A 24569-nucleotide genomic window follows, 5' to 3' on the forward strand; every position below is an offset into this window, starting at 1 on the left:
GTTGCTAGATTCTTCAGCATATGCACAAAACGCCGCTTTGAATAAGGCAATTGATGATGTGAATTCGGCTGCGACAACAGCATCGAACGCAAATGAAGCCGCCAGTGTGGCTGCCTCGATTGCTTCAAGTGCCGCCGCAACAGCAGATTCAGCTTCAACGGCTGCTTCATCAGCCGCAACAGCTGCAAGTAACGCCGCTAGTTTGGCAAGTTCAGCCGCCAGCGTCGCGAGTGAAGCAGCTCAGGCCGGTGATTTGGACAAGGCCACGAGTGCTGCAAACGAAGCTGCTGAGCAATCAGAAGCAGCTGCCAGTGCTTTGTCGACAGCCACGAGTGCATCAGCTGTTGCTAGTTCGATGGCTAGCCTAGCTTCAAGTGCTGAAGCTATCGCGTCATCACAAGCAGAAATTGCAACCGCGGCAGAATCGGCCGCCTCAAGTGCTGCAACAACAGCAAGTACGGCCGCTGCTGCAACGGATCAAGCAATCGGCGCTGAGACGGCGGATAACAACGCGAAGTCAGCCGCCGCAGCCGCAAGTAATGCTGCTAGTGCCGCTGGCGTTGTTGCCAGTCAAACGTCAGATAACGCCAGTGCGACGGAATCAGCTGCCTCAACGGCTGATAAGGTTGCTAGTCAGGCTTCAGAAGCAGCCAAGGCGGCTGCCGGTCAAGAAGTATTGGCAAGCAGCGCAGCCAGTGCTGCCGAATCATATGCGCAAGCAGGTGACCTGTCTGCTGCTAGCGAAGCCCGTTCAGCCGCAGATGCAGCTGCTAGCGAAGCGGTTGCCCAACAAGCGATTGCAGAGAGTGCTAATAGCCAAGCGATGACTGCTTCGAGTGCTGCTAGTGAGGCAGCATCAACAGCAAGTAGTGCTGCGAGCGTCGCAAGTAGTGCGAATGCAGTTGCCTCGGAAGCTGCTGAAACGGCATCGATTGCTGCTGATGCACAGTCTGAGGCGGATGATGCTCAAAGTTTGGCTGATGTCGCATCAAGTGCTGCGTCTGCAACGGCCGATCAAGCTGAAACAGCCTCAAACAGTGCGAGTGGTGCTAATTCGGTTGCTGACGATACACAAGAAACTGCAGAAGGAACATCGGTAGCTGCAAGAACGGCTGACTCGGCCGCAAAGGATGCCGCAAGTTCAGCAGCAAAGTATCCAAACAATAGTGCGGTAACATCTGCTGCTTCAGTTGCATCTGCTGCAGCTAGTGAAGCTGATAGCGCCAATGCCGTTGCGTCAAGTGCAGCCTCAACAGCAAGCAGTGCTGCAACGAAGGCCGAAAGTGCAGCATCGGTTGCATCAAATGCAAACGCAGTTGCCAGTGAAGCAGCTAACTCAGCTGCCAGCGCTGCAACGGCTGCCTCTTCAGCTGCTCAAGCGGGTGATGAGAGTGCTGCAAGTTCATATGCCGCAGTTGCCTCGAGTGCTGCCGATGCTGTGACATCACTTCAATCAGTAGCTACCTCAGCTGCCAGTGTCGCATCTGAAGCCCAAAGCACAGCAACATCAGCCGCAACCGTGGCCGATAGTGCGAGTGAAGCTGCAAGCGCAGCCTTGTCAACGGCATCAAGTGCCGCAACAATGGCGTCGATTGCAGCTAATGCGCAATCACAAGCAGACGAAGCAGCTAAGGCGGCTTCATCTGCTAGTCTTGCAAACACAGCAACGGATATTGCTTCAGATGCTGCTGATTCCGCAACAAGTGCTGCCTCAAGTGCAGCGTCAGTTGCCGATGAAGTAGCTAATAACGCAAGTTCAGCAGCATCAGATGCTACTAATGCTGCGTCAAGCGCTGCTAACGATGCCGCGACTTATCCAAATAACAGTGCGGTAACGTCAGCTGCAACGGCTGCAAGTTCGGCTGCTTCGGAAGCGACATCGGCTAATGTGGTAGCAAGTTCAGCAGCATCAACGGCGTCATCAGAAGCTGCGAAGGCAGCTGAGGCTAGCGAGACAGCATCGAGTGCTGCAACAGCTGCATCAAGTGCTGCAACAGCCGCAAGTTCAGCTGCCTCGACGGCCAGTTCATATGCACAAGCCGGCGACGAGAGCGCTGCAAGTTCATATGCAGCGATTGCCCAATCAGAGGCCACGGCGGCTAAGTCAGCTCAAGCGGTTGCCTCAAGCGCCGCAACGGCTGCCAGTGCTGCTAATGATGCTGCTTCAAGTGCGAATAGTGTTGCGTCAAGCGCTGCCCAAACGGCAACGAGTGCTAATGAGACGGCTGCTAGCGAAGCAACAACCGCCTCAACGGCCGCAGTTGCCCAATCAGAGGCAGATCAAGCTAGCCAAGCGGCCTCAGCCGCAAGTTCAGCAGCTTCTGCTACGTCAGAGCAAGCTGGCAAGACAGATAGTGCCGCGGATGCAACTGCCGAAGCGGCCAAGTCAACGGCTAGTGCTGCTTCAAGTGCCGCATCAACGGCAACGGTAGCAAGTTTAGCAGCCTCGAGTGCGGTAGCGGATGCAGGTAAGTATCCAAATAACAGCGCTGCTTCAAGCGCTGCCTCGGTGGCAACTAGTGCTGCTTTGGTTGCAGAATCTGCCAACAGTGTTGCGTCAAGCGCAGCCAGCGTGGCAAGTTCAGCTGCTAGTCTTGCTAATGAAGCGAATAGCGTGGCAAAGAGCGCTGCCACGGCCGCTTCGACAGCTGACAAGCAGGCCTCAAGTGCCGCGTCAGCCGCCTCAAGTGCCGCACAAGCTGGTGATGCGTCAGCAGCAAGCTCATATGCGTCACTTGCATCGAGCGCTGCTGCAACAGCTAGTGCTGCTCAGAGTACAGCAACGTCAGCTGCAAGTACGGCAAGTGTTGCGAACGAAGCTGCAAGTGCAGCAAACGATGCTGCATCAACGGCCGCAAGTACAGCAAGCTCAGCAAATGATGTCGTCACAAGTGCCGCTTCGGCTGCCTCAACAGCTACAGCAGCGCAATCAGCTGCTGATGAAGCTGCGAGCGCTGCGAGCCAAGCAGATGCGAATAACAGTAATGCAGCTTCACAAGCATCAACTGCAAGTGAAGTTTCATCTGGCGCAAGTCAGGCCGCTAGCCAAGCTGATAAGACAGCGTCAACAGCTAGTTCAACTGCTGAAAAGGCGCAAAGTGTGGCAACGAATGCTGAATCAGATGCTGCCAAGTATCCAAACAACAGTGCGGTAACGTCAGCTGCCTCAACAGCCTCAAGTGCTGCTAGTGTTGCGCAAAGTGCCGCAAGTACGGCCTCAAGTGCTGCTTCAGTTGCTGCAAGTCAGGCAAGTACGGCCTCAAGTGCTAATGCGGTTGCTTCAAGCGCCGCAACGGTTGCCTCGAACGCTAATGAAATTGCTAGCTCAGCCGCCGCCGCCGCAAGTTCATATGCGCAAGCTGGAGATTCGATTGCGGCAAGTTCAGCAGCGAGCCAAGCTGCCAGCGCTGCCGCTGTCGCAAGTTCAGCCCAAGCGGTTGCCTCAAGTGCTGCTAGTGTTGCACAGGCAGCTTCTGAAGCCGCGTCAAGTGCTGCGTCAGTTGCGTCGAGTGCAACTTCAACGGCATCAGCCGCCAATGAGATGGCTTCAAGCGCCGCTGCTGCAACATCAAGAGCAGCTGCCGCACAGTCAGTAGCTGATAAGGAAGCTGCGATGAATCAAGCTGGGGATGCTGCTAAGACTGCCAGCTCAGCAACAGCAACGACGAGTTCAGCCGCTACGCAGGCAACGACTGATGCGTCGGCCGCAAGTTCATATGCTAAGACAGCATCAAGTGCTGCAACGGCAATTGGCAGTGTGGCTAACCAAAGTCGCTCACAGGCAACGGCCATTGCCCACTTGGCATCAAAGACCACTGATGCAACGGTTGCTTCGGCTTCATCACAAGCTGCCAGTGCCGCATCAGCTGCGGACAGTGCTGCTAGTGTTGCTTCAAGCGCGAATGCAGTAGCCCAAAGCGCTGCCCAAGCTGCCAGCGCCGCCGCTTCTGAGGCAAATGTGTTGCACAGTACGGCGCAAGCTGCTGAATCAGCTGCCTCGATTTATGCCTCATTGGCAACATCGGCTGCCCAAGCTGGTGATCAATCAGCTGCTGATTCATATGCTACTAAGGCCGCAAGTGCTGCCAGCGAAGCAACGAGCGCTGCGTCAGCTGCAACGAGTGCTGCTGCCGTGGCTGCTAGTGAAACGGCAATTGCTTCAAGTGCCGCAGACGTTGCAACATCAGCATTTGCTGAAGCAGCATCGTTGGCTAATGTAGCAAGCGCCGCGATGGCAACAGCCCAAACGGCTTACGACCGTGCGACCGCAACAACAACGACACCACAACATGTGGATCAAGTTGTGACGCAAACGCAAGAATTCAAACGTTGTCACGCCTGATGCAGTTGCACCAAGTGCAGAACAATCAATCGAAACGACGGATGTGACATCAGGCGTAGCAGCCTACGCGGCAGAACCAACGACGCAAACAGATTCAGGTTCAGCGACATCGGTAGTGTCAGAAACGCCGGCAACGTCTAGTGGAGTAAATGCTTTGCCATACGCCGCTGGAACTAAGGCTGATGAGAAGATTATTCGTGCAACGCCGATTAATGTGACGGCCGAGCCAACGGAAACGAGTGAGCCGACTGATGGAACGGATGTTAAGAAGCGTGGTTTGATTGCTGGCGCTGTGGCATCAATGATAGCTGCCTTGGGTGGTTTGATTGGTATCAAGCGCAAGAAGAACGATGATAAGTAAACGATAAAAAATAAGCTCCTGAGATCTTAAAATAATTTCTCGGGAGCTTGTTTTAATTTCACGACAAAAAGAAAAGACCCAATCGGAGCGACACTTCCGATTGGGTCTTTTCTTTAGAGGTAGTGACGGGAATCGAACCCGCGATGGCGGTTTTGCAGACCGGTGCCTTACCACTTGGCTACACTACCAAAATATATTTAAAGGTTTCACACCACGAATACATATTATAGGCGAAATGTGAACTTCTTGCAATTCAATAAGGAACTTTTAAAGATGTCAAGAAATTTGCTCACGCGATAAGGACAAAAATTTAACCACTTTAATTCTGTTTTCTATCACTGAAAAGAAAAACCAGCCTCGTATCATTCAAAGTAGGGAAAGTATCGAAATTCTTAGGGTTGAGTATACACAAAAATATTGAGTGACTATTGAGGCGGAAACGATGAATAAAAACGAATTTGCAAAGGCGTCAGAAACGCCGAAAAAGAGATCCGCATGGGTTATCGCGGGGATGACCGCACTGACAGTTGGAGCAAGTATTGTCGGTCCGGAAGTTGTTGATGAAATTCAAAATGAGGCTGGTAACAACGAACCACGTTCATCAGTGAAAGTGAAGAAGAGTTCGTCGCCAATTACAAAGATTGGTGACATCTTATTTGAGTCGCGCTCCGCTTCGGCTGACGCAGTTAATACTGTGACAGACGCGAATGGGGGAAACCACTCGTTTAAGTCGACGCAGACCCAGGTGACGAGTAATTTTACTGGTTCAGGTACAGGTTTTTCTAACGCATCAGGATCATATGGGGGCAGTCTGCCACGTTTACAACTTTGACTAATATGTCAGGGAATGACCAAGGAGCAATTGCCTTTAATAAGCAATTGGATATGACATCCGAATGGACTTTGAAGTTTAATTTAAATCTAACTAAGTTTAATACGGGTGGCTCTTCTGCGTGGGGTGATCCAAAGCCAGCGGGTGATTTTTTGGGGCTTGTTTTGGCGCCTGTTAGTCCGACGTCATTAGGAACATCAGGAGGAGAATTGGGTGGTGACCTTGGAATTGGTGGTGGTTCCGGAGTCGGAATACCCAATGCAATTGAATGGGGAATTGACTTTTATCCTAATGAAGGTGATCCAACGATTGTTCAGCCGTCTAAGGGTAATCTGCTGAGTGCTGGTGATGACGGTACTCAGGTTGCAGGCTTCCGTACGACGGATTTAACAGGAACGTTGAATGCGGTTACTAGTGACGTGGGATTTACATCTTTCAATCATGACACGGGAAAATCGGTTATGGGATTTGCTGGAGATGGACCTGAAAGCATTAATGATTCAGATTGGGCGGGGGCTTCAGACCCTAACCTTGAAGCCCAATTTGTAGCGACCTATACGTATTCAAATGGTGTTGGTACGCTTACTATTACATCAGCACCAGGTAGTGGTGGTACCTATTCAGCAACTACGACGATTCCAATTACGGAAGGCGTAAATTCAACTATGTCAGTTGGATTTAAGGCGTCTGACGGTGATCAATATTCGCAAAAAGGTGTCACGATTCGTGAATTTGATCTAACGTTGCCGACGGCTGATACGACTGTGAACTACCAAGACAAATCAGGTAACACGATTGCATCTAGTACAACGATTAAGGCTAACGTCAATGACACATTGGGAATGGTTACTTCAGATGCGAAGGCTAATCCAACTGGGACTGCGCACACATATACGCCACCAGTAATTACGGGTTACACGTATGTTGGAACAAAGTACGGCACATCTGGTACGACAACCGGTACGTTGACGGTTTCTGACATGGATGCTAACAACATTATTAATGTGCAATATGCCAAGAATTCCAAGCTGACGACGGTCTTTGTTGACCAGAACGGTAAGGTTATTTCAACTGTGCCTTCAGTTGAACTTGGAACAGCTGGTACTAATTACGACGGACAAAAGGGTACGGATGCGGCGGATTACTCTGAGTATACGGAGGCATTGGAAGCTGCAAAGAGTGTTGGCTATACCGGTGCGGTATCGGGCGTTTATTCAGATTCAGGCCTCACAAGTAAGCTGGGAGCTGATTTGTCGGCGGCGACATTTGGATCATCTGATAAGACGGTTTATGTCCAATTGACACCAGCAGCCCAAACAGCAACGATTAATTACACGCAACCAGACGGGTTGAATGATGCCGGAAAGACGGCACTTTCAACGGCTATCGGTGGTTCTGCAACGTCTTTGACAGGTGTCACGGACGGGGCTTATTCAGCGAACACGATTAAGGTGCCGGATGGATTTACGGCCAAGATTACGGCCAGTGACGGAACGGTATTGGATACGGATTCAACGAAGTCAATGTACTACAAGGACAACGGTGATGGTACGTACACGATTGTTGGTGCCTTCAACATGACTAGTGCCGGTGCATTGGCCGTGCCAAGTTTCACGGTCGCATACGCCCAAAAGGCAGTTAACATGACCACGACGTACCCAGACGGTTCAACGGATGTGGTTAACCAGAATGCGTTCACGGATTATGCTGAACAAAGCGTTAAGCAACAAGACGGCAAGGTATCATTCGTTGATGGTAACAAGGCGACGTCAATTGCTGCTGGTAGTTTTGGTGCCGACAACATCGCGCACACGGTTGCTTATGAAGACACGCCACAAGATGCCGGTGTTGTTGCAAGTGATCAATCAGTGCAAGATGCATTGACGGCTGTAAATAATGCGCAAACGTTGGCCGATTATCAAACGGCATTGGCAGCCTACAATGCTGCAGTACTGGATGCACAAAAGAAGCGCGTCCAAGCTAATATTGACTCAATTAACAACAACATTGCCCAAATTCAGAGTGACATTACGCAACTTGAGGCGATCGCGGCGGACAATCCTAACGACACAGATATCGCCAACTGGTTGGCTGATGCTAAGACGCGTTTGACGAATGCGCAGACGGCGCTCTCACAAGCCCAAGCGGCCCTTGAAAGTTTGAATAGTGGCACGATGTCGATGGCCGACGCTAACAACCTTGTCGTTGGTACTGATCAAAACAGTGCAGCTGCGGCGTCGGCGCAACAAATCGCTGATACTGACTTGGCGAATGCACAAACGCGTGCGGCGTCAAACTTGGCGTTGGCTAAGGAAGCTGCAACGTCTGCCGCAACTGCAGTTACGAGCGATAATACAACGGCAACGAATACGATGGCTGACGATGTGGCTGCATTGGAGCAATTGAATGAGGATTATCCAAACAACGCGACAATTTCAACTGCTTTGGCTGATGCGCAAAAGGCATTGGCGGATGCCAAAGCTGCCCAAGTGACGGTTGATACGGCTGCGCAAGAAGTGCCTGACTTGACGTCAGTGCAAGCTGTTATCGCCCAACAAACGGCGGTTAATGCTGCTGGTAAGGATGTGCAAAGCATGTTGGCTGTCGCAAACGATGCGGTGACGGCGGCTCGAGCTGAAGCTGAAAAGGTGCTTGCGGACGATAAGGCGGCTGCAAAGGAAGCAATTCAACAACAATTGGATGATGCTGATGCGAATGCTAAGACGATTCAATCAAATATCGATGCAATTGAACAATTGCTTACTGACAATCCTGGGGATGCGGATATTCAAGCGGCTTTGACTGACGCGCAGTCACAATTAGCGACGGCAAACGCGCAATTGACGACATTGGCTGAAGCAATGACAGCATCACAAGACGCAACAACGCCAGCGGAAGTGCAAGCAGCACGTGATGCTGCAACGGCCACTGCAAGTTCAATTACCGATGCAACGACGCAATCAACAACCGATTTGGCCAATGCGCAAAAGAAGGCTGACGCTAATTTGGCAGCCGCAAAATCAGCTGCCGAAACCGCAATTGGCGATCAATTGACGCAAGTAACGGATAACATTGCGCAAATCAATGACGATATCACTGCTTTGACGCAGATTGCAGCTGATAATCCAGATAATGCTGAAATCCAAGCGAAGTTGGCTGATGCCAAGGAACAATTGACGACAGCAACAACGCAACAAACAGCTATCAAGGATGCGCAAGCGGACATCGATGCGGCAACCACAGTAGCAGCCGTGACAGCTTTGGAAGACACTGCGACAACGGCAACGACTACTGCGAACACAGCGCAAACAGCAGCTGACAAGGACCTAGCTGACGCAAAGGATTTGGCAGCGGCTGATTTGAAGGCCGCCCAAGACGCAGCAACAACCACGGTGGATAGCAACATCGCAGCTATTCAAGATCAAATTGACCAAATCACGCAGGATATCGCCACGATTCAAACGTTGGCTGATAACAACCCTGGTGACACGGACATTGCAAATGCATTGACTGATGCGAAGAAGCAATTGGATAACGCTAATGCTGCGTTGACGGACGCACAAGCGCAAAAGGAGGCGATTGCTGATACAACGACGCCAGCTGCTGTCGCGGCAGTTACGGCAGTCGCAGCCGGTGATCAAACCGATGCTGAGGCGGCTGGCACACAGTCGGCACAAGATGTGACGACTGCCCAAGCTAAGAGCGATGCCAACTTGAAGGCTGCCCAAGAAGCGGCTAAGGATGCCATCCAAGACAACATCAACGCTATCAACGAAGACGTGGCACAAATCGCAACCGACGTCGCAACGTTGCAAACGCTGGCGGAGAACAATCCTGATGATCAAGAGATTGCGAATAAGTTGGCTGATGCACTTACGCAACAGACAACTGCGAATAATGCTTTGACGGATGCCGAAGCACAATTGGCAGCAGTAGATTCTGCAACAACGGTAGCGGGTGTTGATGCTTTGACAACGCAAGGTCAAAAGGATGAGGACGCCGCCCAGGCAGCAGCTGATGCTGTAAGTACGGATGTTACGGCCGCACAATCTCAATCTGAGGACAACTTGACCAATGCGCAAGCTGAAGCTAAGACGGACATTCAAGCAAATATTGACCAAATCGAAAAGGATCAAGCAGCAATTGCAGATACAATCGAATCACTACAAGATTTGGTTGATAAGAATCCTGGTGATACGGCGATTGCGGATGCTTTGGCAAATGCTGAAGGCCAAAAGACGATTGCTGACAATGCTTTGGCAGACGCACAAGACCAATTGGCAGCAGTTGATGGTGCGAAGACGTTGGCAGATGTGACGACGATTACTGATGCCGCCCAAGCCGATCAAGATGCAGCTGATAAGGCGGTAACGGATGCGCAAACACAATTGGACACGGCAACCGATAAGTCTGCGGATAACTTGGCAGATGCTAAGACAGCTGCCGAGACAGCAATTGATGCAGACATTGCGGACATTCAAGACAATATCGATAGCATTCAAAGCAATGTTAATGACTTGAAGCAAATTGCGACTGATAACCCAGACAATACAACGATTGCTGACAAGTTGAAGGATGCTGAAGCGCAATTGGCCGATGCCCAAGCACAAAAGGAAGCTGCTGAAGCTGCTAAGGATGCGATTGCTGACCAAACGACAATTGCTGATGTGCAAACGCAAACTGATGCCGCCGATGCTGCCAAGAACACTTCTGATACAGATGCAAAGACAGCGGCCGATGATTTGGCCGATGCTCAGACGGCAGCAGCCTCTGACTTGGCTGCTGACCAAGCGGCTGCGCAAAAGACGGTTGATTCAACGATTTCAACAATTGAAGATCAAATTGGTGATATTCAAGATGACATTAAGGCATTGGAAGATATCGCATCTAAGAACCCAGATGACCAAGATATTGCTGATAAGTTGGCTGATGCCAAGGACCAATTAGTAACAGCTGAGACGGCATTGGATACAGCGCAAGACCAAAAGACGGTTATCGAACAAGCGACAACGCCTGCTGAGGTGGCGGCCGCTGAAAAGGCAGCGACTGAAGCTGGCACGTCAGCTTCGGATGCCAAGGATGCAGCTGACCAAGATGTGACAGATGCCCAAGCCAAGTCTGACAGTAACTTGACTGAAGCCAAGGATGCCGCTGATAAGGCGCTGGATAAAAACATTGCCGATATCACGTCGAACATTGACGATATCCAAACGATTGTGGATGACTTGCAACAAACGGCAAACGACAATCCTGGCGATACAGTGATTGCTGATGCTTTGGCAGATGCGAAGCAGCAATTGACGGATGCCAAGACACAATTGGCCGATGCTGAGACGCAAAAGGATAATGCGGATAAGGCAACGACACTGGCCGATGTCCAGACAGCGGTTGATGCAGGTCAAACAGACGCTGAAAAGTCAGCCCAAGATTTGGTGAACGCACAAGCTGATCAAAAGACGGCTGACGAACAAGCAGCGGCAAACTTGACTGATGCGCAAACAAACGCCAAGAATGCGATTAATGCGGATTTAGAGACGATTCAAAAGAATATCGATGGTATCAACAGCGATATTACCGAATTGACGCAAATTGCAGCGGATAACCCTGATAACACGACGATTCAGGATAAGTTGGCGGATGCGCAACAACAATTGACTGAAGCTGAGACGGCTCAAAAGGCCGCTCAAGATGCTTTGACGGCTGTTGATAGTGCCACGACGCCAGCTGATGTTGATGCACAGGAGCAAATTGCGACGAATGCCGTAACCTCAACCACTGGTAACAAGGACCAAGCTGACCAAGATTTGGCTGATGCGAAGGACTTGGCAGCTTCCGATTTGGCAACTGACCAAGCGGCTGCACAAACCGCAGTTGATCAAGCGATTAGCGATATTAACGACAACATTGATCAAATTAATGATGACATTGCCGAATTGACGGATATTGCAGCCAATAATCCTGACGACACAACGATTGCCGACAAGTTGGCCGATGCCAAGCAACAATTGGCTGATGCGCAAGATGCTTTGTCGACGGCAACTGATCAAAAGGCAGCTATTGAAAATGCTGATACGCCAGCTGAAGTGACGGCTGCGCAAGATAAGGCGACTGAAGCAGCGACAGCGGGTGATACTGCCCAAGCAGCGGCTGACAAGGATGTGACGGATGCACAAGCGCAATCAGACCAAAACTTGGCTGATGCGAAGACGGCAGCCAAGGAGTCGTTGCAAGATAATATTCATGCGATTACCGATGACGTTAAGTCGATTACGGACATCGTTGACCAATTGCAAGAGGTTGCCGATAACAATCCGGACGACCAAGATATTGCTGATAAGCTAGCAGATGCGCAACAACAATTGACGGACGCCCAGGACGCTTTGACGGATGCACAAAACCAATTGGATACGGTTGATGATGCCAAGACGTTGGCTGATGTGCAGAAGCAAGTTGACGCTGGTACGGCTGATGAAAAGGCCGCAGCGGACGCTTTGACAAATGCCCAAGGTGATTTGACGGATGCGCAAACGCAATCAGATAGCAACTTGGCCGATGCCAAGGAGGACGCGACGGCAGCGATTACTGACCAAATTTCAAGCATTGATGATGACATCGCTAAGATTAATGACGATATCGCAGCATTGGAGCAAATTGCGACAGATAATCCTGATAACACGGTGATTGCCGATAAGTTGGCGGATGCGAAGGAGCAATTGACGACCGCTGAAACGGCTAAGGATGATGCACAAAAGGCATTGGATGCTATTGACTCACAAACGACGTTGGCTGATGTTGCTGAGCAAGAGCAAGTTGCGACAGACGCTGTTAGTGATGCGGATACGGCTGGTAAGGCGGCTGATCAAGATTTGGCGGACGCCAAGGCTCAAGCCAGTGGTGATTTGGCTGAAGACCAAGCAGCTGCGCAAACGGCAGTTGATAACACAATCGACAATATCAAGGATCAAATCGCTGATATCAATGATGACATTGCCGAACTGACGGATATTGCCGCTAAGAATCCGGCTGATACTGAGATTGCGGATAAGTTGGCTGATGCGAAGGAACAATTGCAGACGGCGCAAGATGCCTTGACTGATGCGACGAGTCAAAAGTCGGTTATCGAAAATGCAACGACGCCAGCTGAAGTCGAAGCTGCTCGTGATCAAGCAACAACTGATGGTGACACAGTAACTCAGGCAGCTGAAGCATCAGCACAAGATGTGACGGACGCCCAAACAAAGTCTGACCAAAACTTGGCGGAGGCTAAGACACAGGCTGAGACGACGATTACGGATAACATCGCGACAATCGATGACAACATCAAGAACATCACTGATGATATTGCGACGTTGCAAGATTTGGCTGATAAGAATCCAGATGATGAGAAGATTGCAGGATTGTTGGATGACGCGCAAACGCAATTGGATGAAGCCGAAGCGGCCAAGACGCAAGCACAGTCTGATTTGGATAAGGTTAAGGATCAAACGACGTTGGCTGATGTTGCCGATGTAGTGGCTGACGCGGCTGATCAAGTTTCCGAAGCTCAAGAGAATGAAAACCAAGCGCAAACTGACGTTGAAGATGCCCAAAAGCAAAGTGCTGATAATTTGGCTGATGCCAAGGCACAAGCTGAGGTGACAATCGATGACCAGTTGACGGCAATTGATGAGAACATTACAGCCATCAATAAGGACATTGACGAGTTGACGCAAATTGCGGCGGATAATCCAACAAACACGGACATTGCCGATAAGCTTGCGGATGCCAAGGAACAATTGGCTCAGGCTGAGCAAGATAAGGCGGATGCCCAAGGAACAATTGGCTCAGGCTGAGCAAGATAAGGCGGATGCCCAAGCAGCAATGGATGCGCTTGATGATCAAACAACGTTGGCCGAGGTCCAAGACCAAGTTGATGCTGCTACCGACGCTGCTAAGAGTGCCGATGGTGCGAATACGCAAGCGGATACTGATTTGAAGCAAGCACAGGATGCCGCGGCAGCAGATTTGCTAGCTGACCAAACAGCGGCAAAGACGGCTGTTAACCAAACGATTTCAGGCATTCAAGATGATATCAATGCCATTAATGATGACATCGCTGACTTGAAGGATTTGGTGGCTAAGAACCCTGACGATACGCAAATTGCAGATGACTTGGCTAAGGCACAACAAGATTTGACAGATGCTAAGACAGCGTTGACGACGGCGCAAGATCAATTGCAGGAGATTGCTGATGCAACGACACCTGCAGAAGTGACGGCAGCCGAAGAAAAGGCCACGACAGCTGGTACAACTGCTGACACGGCCCAAAAGGATGCCGCTGCTGCGTTGGCCGATGCCCAAGACAAGCATGCTGAAAACCTAGCCAACGCAAAGAAAACGGCCACAGATACGATTAACCAAGACATTGCGTCAATTACGGATAACATCACGAAGATTACGGATGACATCACGCAATTGACGGATATCGCGGCTAAGAATCCTGATGACAGTGAAATTGCGCAAAAGTTGGCTGATGCTAAGGCACAATTGACGGATGCCCAAGCGGCTAAGGCTGACGCGGAGACGCAATTGGCCGATGTTGCTAACCAAACAACAATGGCCGATGTGCAAGACTTGGTTGATCAAGCAGCAACTGATAAGGCGGCTGGTACGACGGCGCAAACAAATGCGGATCAAGATTTGACGGACGCGCAAACGAAGAGTGCTGAAAACTTGGCAGCAGCTAAGGAAGCAGCCACGGACCAAATCACGGAACAATTGGTAACGATTGGTGACAACATTCTGCAAATTGAGCAAGACATCGCTGATTTGGAGCAAATTGCCAAGGATAATTCAACGAATGATCAAATTGCCCAAGATTTGGCCGACGCGCAAGAGCGTTTGACGGATGCCCAAGCCGCTCAAACAGCAGCGCAAGATGCAAAGGACGCTATCGACAGTCAAACAACGTTGGCTGATGTGGCTGCCCAAGAAGCAATTGCTGATAAGGCAGTTTCAAATGCAGCAACGGCGCAAAAGACGGCGGATAACGATTTGGCGGATGCCCAAGCACAAGCCGCTAAGGATTTAGCAGCCGACCAAGCGGCAGCTAAGACGGCCATCAATACGTCAATCGACAACATCACGGATGACATCGTGGCTATCAATAAGGACATTGCGGACTTGAAGGATTTGGTAGCGAAGAACCCGGATGACACTGAGATTGCGGATAAGTTGGCGGATGCACAAAACCAATTGACGACGGCTGAAGACGCTTTGTCAGATGCGCAAGACCAATTGGCAGCCGTTAACGATGCCAAGATTCCAGCCGATGTGGCAGCCGCACAGTCAACGGCTGAAACAGCTGAGACAACGGCCGATACAGCTAAGACAACGGCTGACCAGGACGTTAAGGACGCGCAAACGAAGAGTGACGAAAACTTGGCGGCAGCTAAGGATGCAGCTGACAAGTCGATTGCGGATAACATTGCTGCCATTGAAGACTCATTGGCAAACATCAATGATGACGTCGCAACATTGACGGATATTGCAGCGAAGAATCCAGATGATACATTGATTGCCGACTTGTTGGCAGATGCGAAGGCACAACAAACGACAACTGAAAACAAGTTGGCAGATGCTAAGCAACAAGCTGCCGATGTCGCATCAGCTGAAACGCTGGCTGATGTGGCCGAACTTGTTGAAGACGCAGCATCTGATCAAACGGATGCAACAACGGCTGAGACACAAGCGGATAATGATGTTAAGAGTGCTCAAACGCAAAGCAACGAGAACTTGGCTGCGGCTAAGACAGCTGCTGATACGAGTTTGGCTGATGATATTAAGCAAATTCAGCAAAATATCTCAGACATCACGGATGATATTGCAACCTTGCAAGACTTGGCTGACAAGAACCCTGGTAATAACACGATTGCCGATTTGTTGGCGGATGCTAAGACGCAATTGAGCGAGTCTAATCAATCATTGGCTGACGTGCAAAATACAGCTAACCAAATTGCATCAGCTGAAACGTTGGCTGATGTGGCGGATTTGGTTGCCTCAGCTGATAAGCAAACGACGCTATCGAATGGGGATGCAACGCAAGCCCAAGATGACGTTGATAAGGCCCAAGCTGAGTCGAACAAGCAATTGACGGACGCGCAAGATAAGGCGACGACGAATGCTGATAAGATTATCGCGTCAATTAACCAAAATATTGCTGGTATCGACGAGGATATTCGTCAGTTGCAACAACTTGTGACGGATAATCCAAACGATACTGAAATTGCTGATAAGTTGGCTGATGCACAACAACAATTGGCTGAAGCAAATGAGTCTTTGGCCGATGCTGAAGCGCAAAAGGATGCGATTACCAAGGCTGAAACGTTGTCTGATATCACAGATATTAACAATGCGTTGAGCCATGATGACGCATCGGCTGGCGTGGATAAGGAAACAGCTGACCAAGATTTGGCCGACGCCCAAGCAAAGGCTGCCGAGAATTTGGCCGCTGCAAAGTCAGCTGCTAAGCAAGATTTGACGGATGATATCGCAGCTATCCAAGATGATGTGGATGAGACACAACGTATCGTTGACCGCTTGTCAGACATTGCTGCAAAGAACCCAGGTGATTCAGAAATCGGTGCTGCGTTGACGAATGCCCAAAACCAATTGGACAAGGCTGAGTCAGCATTGGTTGATGCCAAGGATCAATTGGCAACAGTTGATGATGCCAAGACGCTGGCACAAGTTGATGAAAAGACGGCTGCAGGGGATGCTGACGTCGCGGCAGCCGAAGCCGCTCGTCAAGCTGCCGATACTGATTTGCAAAATGCTGGTGCGAAGTCTGCCGATAACTTGAATAACGCCATTGATGATGCGAATAAGCAAGCGGATGCTAATTTGGCCGCTATTCAAGAAGATATCGAGCAGATTAAGGATGACATTGCAGCGTTGTCAAAGATTGCTGCTGATAATCCAAACAGCACGAAGATTGCCGATTTGTTGGCGGATGCCAATAAGCAATTGACTGAGGCACAGGGTCGTTATAAGGATGCGCAAGCTGACAAGGACGCTCTGGCTCAAGCCACAACTTTGGCTGAAGTTTCTGATTTGTCTGATGACATTGCTGATAAGACAACGGCCGCTGATGTTGATCGTAAGCAGGCTGACCAAGACTTGGCGAATGCTAAGACGACGGCAGCGGACGATTTGGCAGACGCTAAGGAAGCAGCCAAGGATGCAATCCAACAACAATTGGACCGTGTTGATGATGAAATCAAGCAAATTCAGCAGGACATTGATGAGTTGACGCAATTGGCGAAGGATCATCCAAATACACCTGAGGTTCAACAGGCGCTGGATGATGCCAAGCAACAATTGGCTGACGCAAAGGATGCCAAGGACACGATTGTTGATCAATTGATTGATGTTAACCAAGCTAAGACGGCTGATGATGCTAAGGCAATCAATGATGTCGCCCAAGAAGCTGGTGAAAAGGCAACCGATGCGGTTAAGGCGGCAGATAAGGATGTCGCTGACGCTAAGAAGGCGGTTGCTGATGATATGGCAGATGCCAAGGCTGAGGCAGAAGATGCTGTTCGCGACAAGATTAACGAGTTGCGTGATGATGCTTCTCGTGTTCAAGATATTGTGGATCAATTGCAGGATTTGGTTAACAACCATCCTGGTAATCAAGAACTTGCTGACAAGCTGGCTGAAGCCAAGGATCAATTGAACAAGGTGCAATCAGCCCTTGAAGATGCCCGTGCTCAGCTGGTAGCAATTGAAACGGCCGAAACGCCAGCTCAAATTGACGCAGCGACGAACCAAATTGGTGTTGACCAAGTTGTTGGTAACCAAGCAACGCAACGTGCAGAACAACTTTTGCGTGAAGCACAGGATATTGCTAACGGTCTTTCAACGACGGCGACAATCGTTCAAGCACTTGGTAGTGGTCAATCAGTACCACAAACAGCAATGTTGCCATACACGGTTACTGAGACGGTTGTATTGCCAACCCAAGTGTCGGGTATTGCGCAAGCAACTGAAGCGGTGGCAACTCAAGTTGGTGAGCAATTGCCAACGCAAGCACCAGTCCAAGGTGTTGCAGCTTATGTTGGTCAACGTTTGTTGGCTGAAGGTAAGGCAACCCGTGGTGCTCGTATCCAAGACCGCATTATTAAGTCAGATGATGAAACGAAGACTAATGATGCTCGTAGTGGATTCTGGGATCGTCCATACTATCTAGGCGGACGATTTAGCAAGGACTGGAACTTGCAACCATTTACACTTGTAACTGTTTTGTTGTTCAGTATGTTCCTTGGATGGTTCTTCTTGCCAACAAAAAAGAAGGAAGATGAACAATAATAAACGTTGATATATCAACGTTTCATACGAAAAGCACACAATGAAAATGCATTGTGTGCTTTTTATTTTAAAAAAGGGGTTGCAAAGTGTTCAGAAGGTATGTATAATAATTTTTGTTGTTGAGCGAGAGATATCGCAAAGCACAAAACATAATGGACGTTTAGCTCAGCTGGGAGAGCACCTGCCTTACAAGCAGGGGGTCACAGGTTCGATCCCTGTAACGTCCATTGGTCGCATGGTCTAGTTGGTTAGGACGTTCGCCTGTCACGCGAAAGATCACGGGTTCGAATCCCGTTGTGACCGTTAAATGGCTCGGTAGCTCAGTTGGTAGAGCATACGATTGAAGCTCGTAGTGTCGGGGGTTCGATTCCCTCCCGCGCCATTGGAATTTAATAATACATTCCATTATAGGGGTATAGTTTAACGGTAGAACGACGGTCTCCAAAACCGTTGGTGGGGGTTCGATTCCCTCTACCCCTGCTTGATAGATAATGGCGGTAGTGGTGAAGTGGTTAACACATCGGTTTGTGGTACCGACATGCGTGGGTTCGATTCCCATCTACCGCCCTTGAAAGTTTTAAACTTTCTATCATCCGATTAATATTAGATATGCCGTTGTGGCGGAATAGGCAGACGCGCTGGACTCAAAATCCAGTTCCCGCAAGGGAGTGTGGGTTCGACCCCCACCGACGGCATCGGAAATCTTCGGGTTTCCAAGCAGGCCTCAGGTCTTATCTAATAATAATCATGCCGTTGTGGCGGAATAGGCAGACGCGCTGGACTCAAAATCCAGTTCCCGCAAGGGAGTGTGGGTTCGACCCCCACCGACGGCATAATCTAAAGACCTTCGGGTTACAAGTAAGACGTTCGAGAAATCGAACGTCTTTTCTTTTTGTTACAGCAACTGTTGGTCTAAAACCTCCGACATTCCCAGCCTGATTTATCATTGATTGCGTCATGTTGGCTGACCTGTCATTCTGGGGGGGCTGGAAAAGATATTTTATAGAAATTATGTGTAGTGGTCGGTTTCGATGTTAGTTCGAACATTTTGATACAATAAGGATTGAATGTAGGTCTGAAAAAGTATGAGAGTGAGTTCGATTAACGAAAGAAAGTTTGGCATTTTACTATGAAAAAAGACATTGATTCAAATTTGAAGTGGCTGAAGGATTTTTTGACAGAGTCAAAACGATTTATAATTCCCGAATATCAACGAGCTTATGATTGGAATGTTAATGAACAAGTTGACCGACTTTGGCAAGATTTAGAGTCGTTTGTTGAATAATCAAACGAAGAAAGCACGTATTTTCTAGGATCTGTTATCATGCTTGGGAGTACTGGTGACGAAAACAGTACGCTTATTGATGGTCAGCAAAGAACAACTACGTTCATGTTGCTGCTTAAGGCGTTATACCTAAGAATTAAAGCTGTTGCTGACCCAGCGGCAGGTGAACAAGATGAACGGAAATTATATCGACAGCTTCAAGACCGACAACGAGAAATTTTGAGCGCTTTGTTTGTTATTAGTGAAGATGATGCTTATGATGTTGTGGATGGTGCAACATCGTTGGGTGAATTGGAAACGAAATATGTAAATAATTCAATCAATGAACCGTATAAAACTGAAGTAAATACTATTTTACGCGGCGAAAATGCTGAGATGATTCGACATGACGTTCAAGATATAAAGTATAAGCGCGGTGATAATCGTAAAACAAAGTACTTTAGGACGTTTAATTATTTTGTCGAAAAGTTTGACCAATTAGACACTTTAAAATTAAATAATTTCGCAAAGCGCATACTATATCAATCACAAATTATTACGATTGTTTCTTATGACATGGAAGAAGCTATTGAAATTTTTAATTCCTTAAATTCCACAGGATTGCCTTTATCAGATGCGGATATTTTTTCTGCGAAGATGTATGGAAAAACTGCTGATGGTGAGGAACGGCAAAAGTTCATGGATACTTGGCAAGAATTGGTACGAACATCAAATGTGGATGATTTGTTGCTCCAATATATGTATATAAATCGTGCACGTCTTAACCAAAAGTCAACAACGTTACCTGGTTTGCGCAGATACTTTATTGACATGGAACCTAGATATTTAGATAATCCACAAGAGTTTGTGAGTGACTTGAAAACAATCGCGTATAACTGGTCTTGGGATTCAATGACTATAGATCAACGATATTTGGTAACGCTTCTAGGTAAATTTAATAGTAATTTCCGTCTATACTTGGCAACTTACATGTTTTTGAAGCCTAAAGAAGATGGCGCCATTACCGTAGCAAATTACATGCGAACCTTGCTGAAAATGTTTGTGCTACTAGAGATTGTTGAGGTTGGCTATTCTTCAAGCAACTTTAAAGTCTTTTTGTACAACCAAAATATGGCTTTAGGTCAGGGTGTGATGACATCTGACGTTATTAAAAATTTTGAGAAACACATAGCTGAACATTTTGATCGTGAGAGTATTATGACTCAACTTCAAAATAAAAGGTCAACATCTCGTTAGTAACACTTAACGAATATCTGTTTGCTCAGGAAAATAGTGTTGAACCTGTATTTTTGACGTTTGATAAAGCGCCTGATGTGGAACATGTGGTGCCTGCGAGTGGAAATAACCTGTTGGATATTAGAGTTCAATCAGGATTTGAAAGTGAAGAGCAAGCTGAAGAATACAAGGATTTGCTGGGAAACAAGATTTTATTGGAATCGGGAATTAATCGTTCTTTAGGCAATCCGGCATTGCATGAAAAAAGAATTGGACGAGCTGGTGAGAAAGACGGATACCAAAACTCGCAATATCCAATTGCCAAATATCTCGGTAGTTTAGATAAAGATGTTTGGACTAAAAAAGATATTGAAGAAGCGACTGACGAGTCCGCAAAGCGTATTGTGGATTTTATATTTTCTGAGGTTAATTAATGCGTAGAGGGGAAAGCTTTGCTGCGGCAGCCCCATCCGAAGGTATAATATAGTGACCTTCGGGTTACAAGTAAGACGTTCGAGAAATCGAACGTCTTTTCTTTTTGCATCAATTATTCCGCTGAACAGGAAGATGTTTCTGAAAGCTGTATACTTTTGTTTGCTCATTGTAAGGGGCTGTCTTTTTTAGGGGAGGTTTTTCCTATTACTTGAAAACAGTGCTAAATTGTAGGAGATGGGTTGTAGTGGCTCTCGGTTAAATTATTGTCATAAGCTTTCAACAGCCAAGTTGGACGAAATTCTTTATGACTTTTATTTAGCATTTAGCATACGAATACCACTAAATATTTAGCGATAAGCGTAAAACTGAATAGTACTGAGACCGCAATCCAAATTGATAATTTGGAGGTTTTGTCATGGAAAGTGTGACAAACGGTAAGAACGGGTTGATTCAAAACGCCGCAGACGATGCCAGCTTGGCAGAAGTTAACGGGTCAATTGTGCCGCCAAAGAACGGTTATTTTTGGCGTAAGCTCTGGGCGTTTTCAGGACCAGGTGCCTTGGTGGCGGTTGGTTACATGGATCCCGGTAATTGGGTAACGTCAGTAACAGGTGGTGCAACATATCACTACTTGCTATTGTCAATTGTGTTGATTTCATCATTGATTGCCATGATGCTCCAGTATATGGCTGGAAAGATGGGGATGGTCACTGGTGAAGACCTGGCGCAAGCAACACGAAACCGCACCAGTAAGGGTGGCGGTATTGCGCTATGGATTATTACTGAGTTGGCGCTGATGGCCACTGATATCGCCGAAGTTATCGGTGGTGCCATTGCGCTCCACTTGTTGTTCGGTTGGTCAATGATTGTATCTGTTTTAACAACGGCATTTGATGTTTTGTTGCTATTGTTGTTGATGCGTTTTGGGTTCCGAAAGATTGAAGCGATTGTTATTACGTTGATTATGACAATCTTGTTTGTATTCTTGTATCTCGTTGTCTTATCTCGTCCTGATATTGCAGCGATGTTTGGCGGTTACTTGCCAAAGATTCAAGCTGTTAACACACACGGTGTGGCAGGGGCGGATTCGCCATTGGTTATGACGCTGGGTATTATTGGTGCGACGGTTATGCCGCACAACTTGTATTTGCACTCATCTATCGCCCAAACGCGTAAGGTTAACCGCGAGAACAAGGAAGAGTTGAAGGAATCTGTTCGCTTTATGGCTTGGGATTCAAACATCCAACTTTCAATGGCCTTTGTGATTAACTCAATGTTGTTGATTTTGGGGGCTGCGATGTTCTTTGGACACGCAAATTCAGTTGGAACTTTCGGACAGATGTATAACGCTTTGGGTGACAAGACGATTGCGGGGGCGATTGCATCACCAGTTCTTTCAACGTTGTTTGCCGTTGCGTTGTTGGCTTCAGGTCAAAACTCAACCATTACGGGTACGTTGACCGGTGAAATTATCATGGCTGGATTCTTGCATTTGCGCGTGCCAATGTGGCTACGTCGTGTGATTACGCGTGGATTGGCGTTGATTCCAGTTGTCGCCTTTACATTGATTTACGGTGGTGCTGAAGATAAGCTTGATCAATTGCTTGTGTACTCACAAGTCTTCTTGTCAGTTGCTTTGCCATTTGCAATGGCACCGCTTATTTGGATGACAAGTTCAAAGAAGATTATGGGTGAAGAGTTCATCATTTCAAAGTGGATGACGATTGTCGCCTGGTTGGTCTTCTTGTTGTTGACAGGTTTGAACATTCAATTGGTAATTCAAATTGTGGGCAAGTTACTTTAATTTTCGGGGGATGATGAAATGGCTTTGGAACTATCAGATATTCAAACAGCCTACCAACACGTTTTGGTTGGGGTTGATGAATCAGAACAAGGACAAGTTGCATTAGCAAGTGCTGTCCACCAGGCGCTAGAAGATCAAGCAAAGTTGACGATTGCAACTGTGTTGGAACTTGGGGATCTTTCAACAACAGACGTCTTGAGCTTGTCAGCTGTGAATAAGCGTCGTGAAGATTTAGAAAAGAACTTGCAAACGTATAAGGCATACGCTGTTGAGCAGGGTGTGACTGATGTCAAGACGGTTTTGGCCGATGGTGCTAAAGCTGGTGAAGTACTAGCAATGGAGGTGGCACCTGAAATTAAGGCTGACCTACTGATTGTCGGCGCGCACTCAAAGCAAGGTATGTGGCCATCGTTGGGATCACAAGCAGTGTACATTGCGCGACACGCTAAGATTTCATCATTGATTGCCCGTCGTTAGGCAAGCTTAAGCGCTTTTGGTTGTGTGTGATACATAATCAAAGGCGCTTTTTAGTTTTAAAAAGTAGAAAGTGAATAGGATGGCAAAGGATAAACAAACATTAGCACAACGAAATAATTTGATTCGTGCGTCCGTGATGGGGGCGAATGATGGGATTTTGTCGGTTTCCGGTATTGTTATTGGTGTGGCCGGTGCAACGACGAATTCATTCGCTATTTTTATTGCCGGTTTCGCCGGAGCGCTAGCCGGTACGGTTTCAATGGCGATGGGAGAATATGTTTCGGTACACTCGCAAAATGACGCACAAATTAAGGCGGAAGCGGTGCAGAATGATGCATTGAATAACCGTTATGATGACGAGTTTGCGTTCGTACAAAAGAAGTATGAGGCGCAAGGTATTTCTGAACGCCTAGCAAACAAGGCGACACAAGAAATGATGACGAAGGATCCGCTTGGAACGACGGTTCGTGAACGTTATGGCTTTACGTTGCACCACGAGATGTCAGCTGTCGGAGCAGCGATTGCGTCGATGGTGTCATTCCCACTCGGATCATTATTGCCAATGCTGGCAATTACCCTATTCCCACCACATATTCGCGTTGCTGCGACTGGAGTGGCCGTTTTGATTGCGTTGGCGATTACGGGTTATTCAGCGGCCCACTTGTCGGGGGCAAATGAGAAGAAAGCGACGTTACGCAATGTCGTCGCAGGAGTGTTCACAATGATTGTGACGTTCTACATTGGAACGTTGATTGGTCGATAGGAGGAGCGTGCAACCATGAAAAAAGTTAAGACACATCAAACGATGGAAGAGCGTTTGAACGCTATTCGTGCCGGTGTGCTCGGTTCAAATGACGGAATTCTAACAGTTGTTGGTGTTCTATTTTCGGTTGGCGCTGCCACGACCAATCAGTTTACAATTTTGATCGCTGGTTTGGCTGACTTGTTGGCCTGTGCTTTGTCGATGGCATCTGGTGAGTATGCGTCAGTTAGTTCGCAAGCGGACGCGGAAAAGGTCGTCGTTGACCTTGAAACACAGCGCCTGAACGTTGATCCAGATGGTGTGGCGACAGACATTCGTCAATTCTATCTGGACCGTGGGGTTTCTGAAGCGACAGCTGCAGAAATTGCGACCGAGTTGATGGCCAAGTCGCCTTTAGAAACGATTTTATCAACGAAATATAATGTCCAATTGGGCCACTATGTCAGCCCATGGGCAGCCGCGTTTTCATCATTGTTCTGTGCGGCGATTGGTGGGGCGTTCCCGCTGCTAGCGTTGTACTTTGCACCAATTCGTTGGCAATTCTGGGCAACTATTCTAGCGACGACAGTAGCGGTGGCACTAAAGGGTTACCTGAGTGCGTTGATTGGAAAGGGATTTGCTAGCCGAGCAGTTAAACGTAATGTGGTCATCGGCTTGCTGACGATTGCCATTCACTACACAATTGGATTGTTCTTCTAAAAGAGACA

10 protein-coding genes, 8 tRNA genes and 1 pseudogene are annotated in these 24569 nt (G+C 48.2%); 18 read left to right on the forward strand and 1 reads right to left on the reverse strand.

What is annotated here, in order from left to right; genetic code table 11:
- Nucleotide 1 precedes the first annotated feature (1 nt).
- Entirely contained in the window at nt 2–4342 is a 4341-nt protein-coding gene (locus OIT45_RS06270; RefSeq protein WP_264339926.1) for a phage tail protein, read from the forward strand.
- 43 nt (nt 4343–4385) lie between these two features.
- The gene (locus tag OIT45_RS06275; RefSeq protein WP_264339927.1) at nt 4386–4703 is read left to right on the forward strand and encodes a hypothetical protein; all 318 of its coding nucleotides are present in this window, start codon (nt 4386–4388) and stop codon (nt 4701–4703) included.
- 117 nt (nt 4704–4820) lie between these two features.
- On the opposite strand, the gene OIT45_RS06280 is transcribed toward OIT45_RS06275, so the two are convergent.
- Nucleotides 4821–4891 (reverse strand) — tRNA-Cys (locus tag OIT45_RS06280).
- 254 nt (nt 4892–5145) lie between these two features.
- Here OIT45_RS06280 and OIT45_RS06285 point away from each other — a divergent pair.
- The 16 genes and pseudogenes from OIT45_RS06285 to OIT45_RS06360 all read left to right on the forward strand — a co-directional run bounded on the left by OIT45_RS06285 (nt 5146) and on the right by OIT45_RS06360 (nt 24561).
- A complete protein-coding gene (locus OIT45_RS06285) occupies nt 5146–5535 on the forward strand; it encodes a hypothetical protein (protein WP_199403924.1) in 390 nt (129 codons plus the stop codon).
- Between the two features lie 5 nt (nt 5536–5540).
- Nucleotides 5541–13367, forward strand: a complete 7827-nt coding sequence (locus OIT45_RS06290; RefSeq protein WP_264339928.1) for a hypothetical protein — start codon at nt 5541–5543, stop codon at nt 13365–13367.
- Nucleotides 13339–17883 (forward strand): hypothetical protein, encoded by a 4545-nt coding sequence (locus tag OIT45_RS06295; RefSeq protein WP_199403922.1) that lies wholly within the window; start codon nt 13339–13341, stop codon nt 17881–17883. The genes OIT45_RS06290 and OIT45_RS06295 overlap by 29 nt, the downstream gene beginning before the upstream one ends.
- Before the next feature lie 154 nt (nt 17884–18037).
- A tRNA-Val gene (locus OIT45_RS06300) sits at nt 18038–18110 on the forward strand.
- Nucleotides 18111–18112: 2 nt separating this feature from the next.
- Nucleotides 18113–18186, forward strand: a tRNA-Asp gene (locus tag OIT45_RS06305).
- 6 nt (nt 18187–18192) lie between these two features.
- Nucleotides 18193–18265 (forward strand) — tRNA-Phe (locus OIT45_RS06310).
- Nucleotides 18266–18292: 27 nt separating this feature from the next.
- Nucleotides 18293–18363 (forward strand) — tRNA-Trp (locus OIT45_RS06315).
- 14 nt (nt 18364–18377) lie between these two features.
- Nucleotides 18378–18450 (forward strand) — tRNA-His (locus OIT45_RS06320).
- A 44-nt stretch (nt 18451–18494) separates the two neighbouring features.
- A tRNA-Leu gene (locus OIT45_RS06325) sits at nt 18495–18578 on the forward strand.
- A 54-nt stretch (nt 18579–18632) separates the two neighbouring features.
- A tRNA-Leu gene (locus OIT45_RS06330) sits at nt 18633–18716 on the forward strand.
- Between the two features lie 296 nt (nt 18717–19012).
- Nucleotides 19013–20404 (forward strand): annotated as a pseudogene (locus tag OIT45_RS06335) (DUF262 domain-containing protein).
- Nucleotides 20405–20421: 17 nt separating this feature from the next.
- Complete coding sequence (locus tag OIT45_RS06340; protein ID WP_264340024.1) at nt 20422–20817, forward strand: HNH endonuclease family protein; 396 nt, start codon at nt 20422–20424, stop codon at nt 20815–20817.
- Between the two features lie 416 nt (nt 20818–21233).
- The gene (locus OIT45_RS06345; RefSeq protein WP_264339930.1) at nt 21234–22622 is read left to right on the forward strand and encodes an Nramp family divalent metal transporter; all 1389 of its coding nucleotides are present in this window, start codon (nt 21234–21236) and stop codon (nt 22620–22622) included.
- 18 nt (nt 22623–22640) lie between these two features.
- Nucleotides 22641–23099, forward strand: coding sequence for a universal stress protein (locus tag OIT45_RS06350; RefSeq protein ID WP_199403918.1), 459 nt, complete (start codon nt 22641–22643; stop codon nt 23097–23099).
- A gap of 79 nt (nt 23100–23178) precedes the next feature.
- A complete protein-coding gene (locus tag OIT45_RS06355; RefSeq protein WP_199403917.1) occupies nt 23179–23862 on the forward strand; it encodes a VIT family protein in 684 nt (227 codons plus the stop codon).
- 15 nt (nt 23863–23877) lie between these two features.
- On the forward strand, nt 23878–24561 hold the full coding sequence (locus tag OIT45_RS06360; protein WP_199403916.1) for a VIT family protein: 684 nt from the start codon (nt 23878–23880) through the stop codon (nt 24559–24561).
- Nucleotides 24562–24569 lie beyond the last annotated feature (8 nt).

The sequence above is a fragment of the Weissella sp. LMG 11983 genome (assembly GCF_025908495.1).
Classification (GTDB): Bacteria; Bacillota; Bacilli; order Lactobacillales; family Lactobacillaceae; genus Weissella; species Weissella fermenti.